This is a genomic window from Fumia xinanensis (genome assembly GCF_014384905.1).
GTDB lineage: Bacteria > Bacillota > Clostridia > Oscillospirales > Ruminococcaceae > Fumia > Fumia xinanensis.
Genome location: NZ_JACRSV010000002.1, coordinates 222028 through 234009, shown reverse-complemented (window position 1 = coordinate 234009; position 11982 = coordinate 222028). Strand labels below are relative to the sequence as shown.

General features: G+C 52.5%; 5 protein-coding genes. 4 read left to right on the top strand and 1 reads right to left on the bottom strand.

The genetic code is table 11. The features are described 5' to 3' along the window. The first annotated feature begins 77 nt into the window (after positions 1 to 77). Genes H8710_RS07740 through H8710_RS07725 form a run of 4 tightly spaced genes read left to right on the top strand, consistent with a single transcriptional unit; the run spans position 78 to position 5254 of the window. Positions 78 to 2222, top strand: a complete 2145-nt coding sequence (locus tag H8710_RS07740; RefSeq protein ID WP_249294918.1) for a pyruvate formate lyase family protein — start codon at positions 78 to 80, stop codon at positions 2220 to 2222. A gap of 10 nt (positions 2223 to 2232) precedes the next feature. Continuing rightward, positions 2233 to 3126, top strand: coding sequence for a glycyl-radical enzyme activating protein (locus tag H8710_RS07735; RefSeq protein ID WP_249294917.1), 894 nt, complete (start codon positions 2233 to 2235; stop codon positions 3124 to 3126). Positions 3127 to 3156: 30 nt separating this feature from the next. Beyond that, positions 3157 to 4143, top strand: a complete 987-nt coding sequence (locus tag H8710_RS07730; protein ID WP_249294916.1) for an SGNH/GDSL hydrolase family protein — start codon at positions 3157 to 3159, stop codon at positions 4141 to 4143. Between the two features lie 16 nt (positions 4144 to 4159). Then, a complete protein-coding gene (locus tag H8710_RS07725) occupies positions 4160 to 5254 on the top strand; it encodes an alcohol dehydrogenase catalytic domain-containing protein (protein WP_249294915.1) in 1095 nt (364 codons plus the stop codon). A gap of 171 nt (positions 5255 to 5425) precedes the next feature. Here H8710_RS07725 and H8710_RS07720 read toward each other — a convergent pair whose 3' ends face one another. Continuing rightward, positions 5426 to 11962 carry a DUF4855 domain-containing protein gene (locus H8710_RS07720; protein ID WP_249294914.1) on the bottom strand — a complete coding sequence of 2179 codons (6537 nt, stop codon included), beginning with the start codon at positions 11960 to 11962 and terminating at the stop codon, positions 5426 to 5428. Between the last annotated feature and the right edge of the window lie 20 nt (positions 11963 to 11982).

Genomic DNA, 11982 nt, shown 5'->3' with positions numbered 1-11982 from the left:
GAATTGTGCTTGTTTTTAGAGCTTTGTTCATGGCGAATTTTCCTCTATTTGTTATACTGAAAGTGAAAGGAGAGAAAATGATGAGACAGCTGGAAAAATTGAAACTGGAGGTTTCCTCTCCCCCGACTTATGCCGGAGGTATCAACGAAGTGCTCTGCGCAGAAGGATTTGCAGCTCATTACGACGCCCCTTCTCCCCTTACCCGCGCTTATGGCATTGAGCGGCTTTTTACCGGTCACCCAAAATATATCTATCCTCACGATCGGATTGCCGGAGCGTGGAGGGGAAACTTTATCGCCGATGTCCCTGGGGAGGCCCTTAGGCGGGCCAGAACTGTCCTGGAAAGCTACGGCAGATGTACCTTCCTCACTAATTGGGACCATTTTGCTCCGGATTATGCAGGATTTCTGCGGGAGGGAGTTTCCGGTGTTCTGAAAAAGATCAGCAAGTCAATGAAACAGCACCAAAGCGACCCGGACGCGGAGAAAAAGCTCATCTTTCTCGAGGCTGCTCAGATTTCCATGACTGCTTTCGGAAAAATGGCCGCACAGTATGGCGATGCGGCGGCAGATGCGGCGAAAAACGCTGCTCCCGAAGAGCGAGAGGATATGCTCGAAATGGCAAAGGCCTGCTGGAAAGTGGCAAGCGAACCGCCTCAGACCTTTCGGGAGGCTTTGCAGCTCATCTGGCTTGCCCACGTGGCCTTTCTCTGGGAAGGGCGTTACGCCATGGCCTTCGGTCGGATGGATCAGTTTTTGTACCCCTACTATCGCCGGGATCGGGAAAGCGGTTCCCTCACTCAGGAGGACGCTCTGGATTTGCTTTCCTGCGCCCTCTACAAAATCGCCGATGTGCAGAAAGAGGACGTCTGCAACATCGTCATCGGCGGAGTCCTCCCCGACGGGACTGGCGGCGTAAACGAGCTGTCCTATCTGATTTTGGAGGCGGTAAAGCGCTGCGGCATTCCGGGACCAAACCTGTCCGCCCGCATTTACAAAGAAGCGCCGGAGGAATTTCTCGACGCCTGCCTCCAGGTCATCGGCACCGGTATTGGATACCCTGCCTTGATGAACGACGAAGTGAATATCCCCGCTTTGGCGCGGCACGGCTATAAGATGGAGGATTGCCGCGACTACTGTATGGTGGGCTGTATTGAGAATTTTCTCGCCGGGAAACAGCCGCCTTGGAGCGACGGGAGATACAATACTCCAAAATATCTGGAACTGACTCTCAACGACGGCCGGTGCCTGCAAACCGGTGTCCAGATAGGCCCCCGCACCGGTGCCGCAGAAACCATCCTGTCCATGGAAGACTTCATGGGCCGTCTCCATTTGCAGATGGAAGCAGGAGCTTCTGAATACATGGCCTTTTTCCGCAACGAAGCAGACCGCTATAAGAGGGAAAATTACGTTCAGCCATTTCTCTCCTGCTTTTGCACCACCTGCATCGAACGGGGACTGGACGTAAACGACGGCGGCACCGAATATCCATCGGTACACGGTGCAGGCTGTATGGGCATCGCTACCGTTTCCGATTCTCTGGCCGCCATCGAACGAGTGGTGTTTGAGGAAAAACTCATTACACTGCCGCAGCTGCGGGATGCTTTGGCGGCAAATTTTGAAGGCTATGACTATCTGCGTGCCGAACTGCTCCGCACCCCAAAATACGGCAACAACGACGATTTTGTGGACAAATACGCAGTTTGGTACGTGGAGGAGCACGCCCGCCTCTTCGACCATTACCGCACACCGGACGGAGGCGCGGTTTACACCGCCATCGCCTCCAACGTAAACAATATTCCCGCAGGATTGGAAGTAGCAGCCACACCAGACGGGCGTGGAAACCGGGAACCGGTCAGCGACGCCGCTTCCCCCATGCACGGCATGGACAAAGAAGGTCCTACCGCCGTGGTGCTGTCCACCACCAAGCCGGATTATACCTTAGTGTCCTGCGGTACAGTCCTCAATCAAAAATACAGTCCGTCAGTCTTTCTCGACCTGGAAAAGCGGGCCAAGCTTCGAGCACTGATCCGGGTGTACTTTCACAAAGGGGGACAGGAGATGCAGATAAATTCGGTTTCCCGAGACATCTTAAAGGACGCCATGAAGTATCCGAACCGATATCGTTCCCTGGTCGTGCGGGTCTCTGGATTCAGCGCCTTTTACACCCAACTGGAGCCGGCAGTGCAGGAAGACATTCTCCTGCGCACCGAGCAGGCGTAAGGAGCTTATCATGCATGCCGCTTATATCAGCCATTTGCAGCATTTTTCCCTTGGAGACGGTCCGGGAATCCGCACTACGGTGTTTTTCAAGGGCTGCAATCTCCACTGTCCCTGGTGCCACAATCCGGAAACCATTTCCGTAAAACCTCAGCTGCTGTTTTATCCCTCCCTCTGTACCAGCTGTGGAAAATGTGCTTCAGTGTGCGGCCGTCACACTTGGATTGACGGTGAGCACCATTTCGACCGGCAAGGCTGTGACGCCTGCGGAAAATGCACACAGGCCTGTCCGGCTGAGGCGCTGTCGCTCTGTGGAGAACGGCAGACCACCCAGAAGCTCATGTCCCATATTCGGGAAGACTGGGAGTTCTATGCAATGTCAGGCGGAGGAGTGACTCTGTCCGGCGGTGAGGCGCTGCTCCATGCCGATTCCTGCCGGGAGCTGGCCGCCCGATGCTCCAAAGAAAACATTCCGGTATTGCTGGACACAGCTGGCTGTGTCCACTATGATGCCTTTGAAAAAGTCCTTCCCTATTTATCCCTCTGCTATTTCGATTTGAAATCCGGTACCCAATCAGGGTACGACGCAGTGGGAGGGAAACTTGACCTTGTGCTGGAAAACATAAAACGCCTCGTCGCTGATGGAGTAGAGACGGTGGCCCGTATCCCCGTCATCCCCGGATTCAACGATACCCGGGAGGACGCTCTGCAGATGGCGGATGCTCTTTCCGAAACCGGCATCAGAAAAGTCCACCTACTCCCCTTTCACAGATTGGGTAGCGGTAAATATGCAGGGCTTGGGCAGATTTACTCCTATGGGGAAACTCTTCCTCCCCCTGCAACAACACTGGAAACCATGTTGGAGGTCTTTCAGCACAGTGGATTTTCAGCCTCCAAGGGAGGGTAAAAATATTTTTTATCGACGAAAGGAGCGATTATGAAGCGTATTTTATGTACCGGAGATTCCCATACCTGGGGAGAAGGGGCGGCGGGACTGGCGGAGGAATTCGATCCACCAATGGTGGCCGGAGACCTGCGTCTGACCCGTTTTTGCTCAGGTGGATACGTCAACCGCCTTCGTCACAAAATCAATCAATACACCGGCTCCTATGCAAAGGAGTGGACGGCAAAGGAGATTTCCGGTCTTCCTGGAGCTTCTCTGTCTGCCCCCTGGGCAGAAGTCGGTGAAGAAGCCGTTTTCCTTCTCTTTTCCGGCGCTCTGATCCGAATGGAGTTTTGCGCCCAATCCTCCCCATCGGTTGTGGAGGTGTCCATTGACGGCGTTTCCTCAGGCCTCATGGACCTGCAATCCCAAGTGAAGAACGATTACCGGCTTTTGACCTTTCATCTCGAAGAAGGGGAGCACCGGCTGTCCCTTCGTGCCTGTCGGGGAAAGGTATTTCTGTACCGGATCGAAAGCTACGGCGGAAGTTGTGCCGTCATTAACAGCGGCGTTGGAAGCAGTCCCAGCTTATGGTACAAGGAGCGGTTTTGGGAGAGCCATGTAGCTTCTGTCAATCCTGACATCGTCCTCATGGAGGCTCACTCCATCAACGATTGGCTGACGGGAATTTCTCTGGACAACTGTTACCGCAATTTGATGGAACTCATCGAAGGCTTTCGTTCCCTGGGAAGCAGTGTCATCCTCATGACAGTCTCCCCTATTCTCGGGGAGCAGAGGCTCATGAGTATGATAACCGAGTACGGGGATTATGTAGATATGAGCCGCCGTGCGGCCATGGATGCAAAAATCCCCCTCTGCGACGCAAATGCCATTATGACCGAGTGTATCCGGGGACTCCCAGAGGGGAAGGCTTCCTCCCTTCTCTTTTACAATGGCTGGCACGTCAACGACCGAGGACATGCTCTCTACGCAGAGCTTTTGGCACAAACTCTTTTAAATGGGGGCTACCTAGACCAATGATAAAGGAGAATATAACATGAAAACAGCAAAAATAGCCGTTATGACAGGAGTAAACACTCCCTTTGAGGTGAGAGAATACCCTCTCACCGAACCAGCACCCGGCATGGCGCAGCTTCAGCTGGTCGCCAGCGGCGTCTGCGGCACGGATGTACATATCCACCGGGGAAAAATCCCTATGTCCATGCCCGCTGCTATCGGCCACGAATTCGTCGGCCAGGTAACCGCTCTGTCCGATAAAGACAGCGCTGAAAGCGGAATCCGAGTGGGCGATTACGCTGTCGTGGATATTGCCTGTCCATGCGGCCATTGTCCCCTCTGCCGCAGCGGGGATGACGCCAACTGTCTACAGATGGCCACTACCAACAGTGGAAACCCCGATGTACCTCCCCATTTTTACGGCGGATTTGGAGAATACAATTACTCTCCTGTGAAAAATCTCATAAAAATTCCCGACGGACTGGATCCCCGAATGGCGTGCGTCTACGCCTGCGCCGGCCCCACTGCACTCCATGCCTTCCGCCTGGCCCATGAGGCCGATTGTCAGGTGGAAAAAGCTGATACAGCGGTGGTGCAGGGGCTGGGGCCGGTGGGCAGCTTTGCCGTGCTGTATCTGCGTTCCCTGGGAATCCCTAACATCATCGCACTCACCGGGCAAAAACAGCCTGACCGGCAGGAATTAGCCCTCCGTCTGGGTGCCACCGAAGTCTATGACCTGCAAACCGACGGCGAAGAAAAAATACTGCAGCGTATAAAAGAAGTGAGCGGTATTGGCGCAGACTTAGTGTTCGAGGCTTCTGGGAATCCCGGTGCCATCCCACAAGGTATGGCCATGCTGCGCAACCGAGGCACATATCTGGTGCCCGGCCAATATTCCAACAGCGGAACCGTTCCAATAGCCCCTCAGCTCATCACCTTTAACGCCCTTCGAATCATTGGCTCGTCCCAATATTCGGTTTCTGATGTAGAGCATTACCTTCAGTTTCTGTTAGACCATCCGGAAGTTCAGGAAACCATTGGAGAAATGGCTGTCTCCTATCATGTGGAAGAAATCAATCAGGCCATAGAGGATGCCGCTGCAGGACACAATAAAAAAACCATTATTGTCCTATAATTCTGTTTCATTTTAACCGAACAAAAAGCTGTGAAACACAAGTGTGTTTCACAGCTTTTTGTTTTGGCCGATACCCGGTGAAAAAACTCTTCACCGGGTTGGAGCCTACGGGAAATGCCGGGTAGTTTAGGTCTTTCCCGCAAAATTATATGATGGAGATTAGAAGGATAGCTATTTGGAGTCCCACGCGCCGTCCGCGCCTACACGGTAGCCGCCTACGTTGGCGTTGGCAGCCATGCTGCCGTCTGCATAGAAATAGTAGCAGTCATTGCCAATCCATTGCCAGCAATTTGTTACCATAGAGCCGGATAAGGTGAGATAATACCATTTTTCACCCTGATTTAGCCATCCGGTCATCATATGGCCGTTACCTCTAAAATAGTACCAGGCATTTCCAATCTGTACCCAACGGTTATTCGCCATTCCGCCCCAGTCGTAAAGCCAGTACCATATGCCATTATCCTGCAGCCATCCTGTGGCCATTGCGCCGTCAGCTCTGAGGTAATACCAGACATTTCCTAATTTCAGCCATCCAGTAGCCATGGAACCGTCTGTTTTCAGGTAGTACCAGTTTTCATCTATTTTTTGCCATCCGCTGAGACGCGTGCCGTCTTCGCTCATGTAATACCATTTGCCGTCGACAGAGAACCACCCGGTTACGTAAGTTCCGTCGGAACCTTTCAGCTTAATCGCGCTTCCGACCTGTTCCCAAGTATAGGATATCTCCTCCTCAGGCGTTTCGGGCCGGGGTGTATGGCCTCCGGAGCCGGAAGAACCGCCGACTGATATATTCCCACCAGGGGTAGAACCAGGGTCGGCCACCATGCCGCCGTTGAATTCATGGATATATTCTTTTTGCGTGTAAGTTCCTTGCATTAGCTGATAGGAATAGTCGTAAATGGCACGGAACTGTTCTTGCTGCGAACTAGAGCATCTTGGGAGTGTGAATCCTCCATCGTACCAGGCTCGAAATGGGCCGGGGCCGTCCATACCCAACTTAGCAAAAGCATTGAAGTAATCCAAAGCTTGATTGTATTTGGAAACGTCGCCGAATAGGCGGTCATCAATTTCCATTTCCACTCCGGTATTTCCGTAGCTCGCTAACCGGATCACATCCTCCACATGATCGTTCCCCAGATAGCAGGGCGACATTTTATCGTATGCCGACTCAAAGAAATGGTTTGGCTGGCGGGCGATAACGTCGAAGCCCACGTCTCTGGCCCACAGGTACCCGTTTCCAGCCAGCATGGGGATCCAAAACATCTTGTAACCCAGTTCATGAACCCGCTGTGTATTGTACTGCACGATGGAAGGCGTGAATCCAACCTGTTCATCCAGCCAGTAAAAGCCCACAAATTCTACATTCTCATAATTTCCGGAGGTAAATCGGGTAAGCACTTCATGATACCACCAGTCGGCAGCTTTCTGATAGCCTTCCGCAGTCTGCAAATCCAAATATTCTCCGTTGATGGGGCCGAATTTGCGGTTCCAGTACTCGGTAGTGGGATACATCACTACCAGCTTCACTTTGTAGTTAGGGTCTCCCAGTTCTTCTGCCGCTATGGCTGCTGCTTTGTTCAGCTCGTCTACATCGCCGCCTTCACAGAAGGTTTTGTCCAGATACCATTCCCAGTCTGTCATTTGGGTAAAATCGTATCCATCTGCATATAGATATCCTCTGCCGTAACGAGATGCAAGTCCCAAAAGCAAAACAGTGTCGAACATGGTATCCTTGACTTTGCCATCAGTACCAACGTATGTCAGGATAGGACGATATCTTTGAGCTGTCCAGTCTCCTACGTACTGGCCTGATTCATCGACTCCGTACCATCCATTGTAGCACAGATACATATCCTGGACATCAGCCGTTTCCTCACCCGACATCTGGTAATCCTGAGCATTGTCCAAATCCCGGCCGCTGTCAGCGATGACTGCGCCTTCAATGACTCCGTCGTAACCGTAAATTTCGATTTCGTCCATGAGATTTGTGTGCAGCAGTTCTACATCCACCCGGATGTAATTGGCTGCAACCGCTTCCACGTCGGCGTCGACCAGATCCTTGTGGACCAGTCCAATCTGGTGGTTAGCCCGCCAACCCCATCTATACCGGCCGCCAATCCACATATCCACGTTGGAAGTCCGAGAGAGGGGCATCCAGGTTTTTCCATCCATCGAAGCGTAGGTAAACACAGCCCAAGGCTGCACTGCGAAATCACCGGACAGTAAAAATGCTTGGACACTGGTGACGGATTTGGTGCCTTGTAAGTCGATGGTAATACTTCTCAAAGGCCACATGCTGCTGAATGTGCCGTCGGGCATCTGGTTTTTGTTGAAGGCCACCCATGCGGGATCGCTTACAAGGCTACTTCCAGTAATTCCGTCTGTGAGCTGTTTGCCGTCTACATCCGGTTCGGTATCAACCGCATCAATAGGGGTCAGAGTATAGGGCTTATGAAGCGCCACATTGTAAAGGCCGGTGTCGGTCTTCACCTCGCTTGCATTGGAACATTTGCCCTTTTTACCGATGATTTTTATTTCGTCTAAGAAGGTGTAAACATCCTCATCTGCCGGCACATCGAACTCCACCCGGACATACCGGGCGTACGCCATCTGTGCTCCCTCGTCTTTTGCACTAAAGCCGTCTCTTGCACCGTTCCAGCCAAGTTCCTGTTTCCCGGTTTCACCGGAAGGAGCGGATGCATCCGCCAATTTAGTCCAATCCCTGTCATTCTGGGACACCCAAAACGTTAAGTTCCGGGGTACCGTGACTTTCAAATCAGAATCCTCCATGGTATTGACGACTATGTCGGAAATGGAGTGGGCGGTATTCAAATCGAACTTGATGATAATGTGATTATCGTACTGTGCCTTATGTTTTTTAAATCCGGTCCAGTTTAGGTCGTAACGGCTGGCCCCCTGAGCGTATTTTCCATCGGTGAGCAGCCCTGGTGTGCTCCGATAATCCGCTGAACGGGACACGGTGTAGCTTTCTCCCCGCACCAGATTGAAGGAAGGGCCTGCGTCGGGGTTAGTTTCATAGTCACCGCCCTCCAGCGCCTTTTCAAAGATCTCGATATCGTCGAGAAAAACCAGATCCTCTGCCTCAATGTTGAAGCGAACGTAACGTCCCGTTCCCTTTCCCGCAGAAGTGGAAAACCGCTTGACGCCTTCCTCTTCCCATTGGGTCTCCTCCTGATAGAAATTACGCCAGTTGGTACCGTCGGAGGAGCATTCGATAAAAATTGATTTGGGATAGTCGACACTGAAGGTCCGGCTAGTGGACTTCAAGAAACCGACCTGCATCTGTTCAAAGCTCTTTTCCGCCCCTAAATCGACCGTGATGACTAAATTTCCTCCCTCGTCCGGCTGCGCATAACCGGCCCACTCGGATCCGGTATAAAGATGTCCGCCACGCTTGCCGTCGGTGAGAGTTTTTTCACTTTGCCCATAGGATACCGCCCAGTTTGCGGTATAGTTCTGCCCCAGGGCAAGATTATTTTTGTCTTTGTATTCCTCGTCGACGCTGCCCACCGGAATGATGGTCTTTTCTTTCCGGACGATAATTTCATCCAATAAAACAGTCGTATCCGCCGGGAACACCACTTTGATGTACCGGCCGCGGACGGCAGTCTCCACCGCCTGCTGGCTCGTATAGACGATAGGATCTTCGATTTCCACTGGAGAAAGTGCATCCCGTCCAAAAAGCTCCCAAGAGGCGTTGTCATCCGAATAGTAAACGGCTACTTCTCCAGGGAGAAGTATACTTTTGCCGCTGTCAATGAGCATTCGGACGTCCACCTGCTCAAAATTCTGCGCTGCGTCTAAATCAATGACGATTTCATTGTCTTTGTCCGCTTTGGGGAAGCCCACCCAAGTAGAGGCCGCTGCATCCGCCGCTCCTGTGCGACCGTCGGTCAGCTTGGAAGGAGGAATGGTGTCGGGATGGTCTGCAGAGGGCTCGGTACACTGATAGGAATGTCCCCGTGCCAAGTTATTCTCGCTGTCGTCGGGGGAATCCTCCGACTTGGCCAGCAATTCGATTTCGTCCATGAACAGCCAGCCGGTTTTTCCGACGCTTACTTTTACATAGCGTGCCATCTCCGGTTCGCTGAGGGTACAGCGGAAATTACAGATGTACTCCGCCACGTCGTTGGCTGCAATAGCGCTGGATGCCACTGTTTCCCAGGTTTCTTTATCATTTGAGACATACAGCGTCACTGACTCAGGGAGCCGAATGGCGGGACCTGTGACCTGAAGGAAATTGAGCCGCAATTCTTCGAACTGCTTGACCGCTCCCAGATCGAATACAAAATCTGCCGTTTTAAATCCGTCCGCATAAGCCGACCAGGCGCTTGCGTAGAAATTGTAATCTCCCTTGAGCCCGTCGGTCAGCTCATTTCCGCTGTCGGGATAGGCCGCGTTAGGTACAGAGGACGCCTCATAGGGCAGTCCATAAAGCAAGTTGTTGTTGGAAGACGTCCCCTCCACTAAATCGCCCGAAGTAGGTGTGCCCGTGGCCTTCCGAAATACCTGAATTTCATCTAGGAACGCCCAAAATCCGTTTCCGCTAATGGTAAACCGCAAGTCGGTGGCGGTGATGTCAGCTCCGTATGCGGTGGAAAAAGCGAAGGTGGTCTTGGTGGCGGTGGCTTCTTTCACCTGAGGGCTTCCGGAATAAATCGTCCGCCACGGGCCGTCACCGGTTTTGGCTTCGACGACCAGATAGGTGGGGAACTCAATGGCGCTGTCAGAATGCCGCAAAGCGCCAATCTGGATTTCTTGGAAAGATTTTTCCTCTCCAAAGGAGAACGTGATGTCAGCGGGCTTATTTTTCAGGTAGTAGCCGATTGCGCCGCTGTCAAACCACTGCTCAGCGTATACGCCATCTGTCAGGCCGGACCGGTTTACATCGGGGTGGTCGCCATGGAAATCGCCCTGACCTTGGTTTGCGTCCCCGTCTCGGAGAGAGGTCACATAGGGAAGCCCCGCAATGAGACTCATCGTTGTATCAGGGTCGATCACCCGTACAACACAGGTATTGCTTTCGGTCCGGTTTTCCATCTCGCTTCTCTGATTGGTCACAACTACTTTATAAGCGCCTGAGTCAGCGGAAGATGCTTTTGCAATCTCATAAGAGGGGCTGTTCGTCCCCACTGGCTCACCGTTACGATACCACTGGTATGAGAGCGTGCCGCCGTCGCCTACTTCTGCCTGTATCGACAAAACAGCCGCCTGTCCCAAATCTAGGGTCTTTTGGGCCTCTAAATTCTGGGTGAGCACCGGCTTCTGTGCCCGCTGTCCCGCAGGCGCCACATCCACGTGGCAGACAGTGCTTTCCGCTGTAGATACACCCAATCCTAAGGTATTGGTGATCACTACTCTGTAGTCGCCGGTATCCGCTTCTGTAGCTTCATATATTGTGTAAATCCGGCTGTTTCCGCCGACTTTTTCATCTCCCTTGTACCAGGTGTACCGGAGTTCCCCGCCGTCGGAAACTCCCGCACGAATTTCCAGTTTTATGTCTTCTCCCACTTCGGCGAGAATTTCAGCAGAAAGGTCCTGGGTAATTACAGGTACCTCCGACTCGGTGATAGGGGGCGGATTGATGTTGGCTCCCGTACCGTCTGCTTCCGTCAACGCCTCGATCTCGTCAATGAAAAGCCAGGCGAAATCTGAACTGCAGGTGATGTAAAACCGCAGCCCTTCAGCGGTAATGCTTTCCCCGTCCGGAACCACATAGACGTAATGGAACCGGGCATCGGAAGACGTGGGAAGTATGCCGTTATAAAGCTCCTGCCATTGTCCGTCTCCATCCAAATATTCGATCAGGATAGCGGAAGGCAGGTAAAGGTAGTTTCCTTGCTCCTGAAAAGCATCGAACTGTATCTGCTGAAAACTCTTTTCTCCGTCAAACTGGAAAGTTAAATCCACCCGCTTATCGGTGACTTCATCCAGCATAGGGGTGTGGAAACCCACTGTTGCCGGATCCCGCCAGTTGGCCGTCTTGGCGAACATTCCGTCGGTCAGGCGGGAGCGCCCTTCATCCAGATGCTCCTCATGGAAATCACCTGTTCCAAAATTGGCGCTGCCATCCCGCAGGGAGGTGGTATATTTTACTCCACTCAGAATATTGCTCTCACTGGGTTCAATGGAAACTTCACCCATGACAGTAATTTCCGACAGGAAACACCAGCTGGCCGCCGGGAAAGTCACTTTTACATAACGGCCTGCAATGGCCTCAGGACTGGAATAAGTATAGTCGTACACGCTGTTTTCCGGCACATCTTCTGGTTTTAAGCCGGTATGTAACTCGGTAAAGCTATTCTGGTCGCTGGAAACTGAAAACGTAACATAATCGGGATAGGTTACGCCGCCTTCCCCTTCCAACGTCGTTACAGCGATTTCATAAAACTCCTGTACTTTGCCCAGGTCCACAGTAACCTCCACCGGTTCGGAATTGCCGATCCAACCGGCCCAACTGGCGTCGTATATGGTGTTGCTGCCCTTTCGACCGTCGGTGAGCTTTGACAAGTCACTGTCGGGATAATCAGTATGTGCCAAAACGGAGCATTCATAGCTGCGCCCCAGCGCCAAATTGGTCAGGGCTCCTTGTTCTTCTGCGGTTAGCGCGCTGACCGGCAGGCTTCCAAGTGCGCATACTGTCGCGACTATACCGCACAGCAATCCCTTCCATTTGATTCGAGTCATAGTCTGTTTGTCCTCCTTCA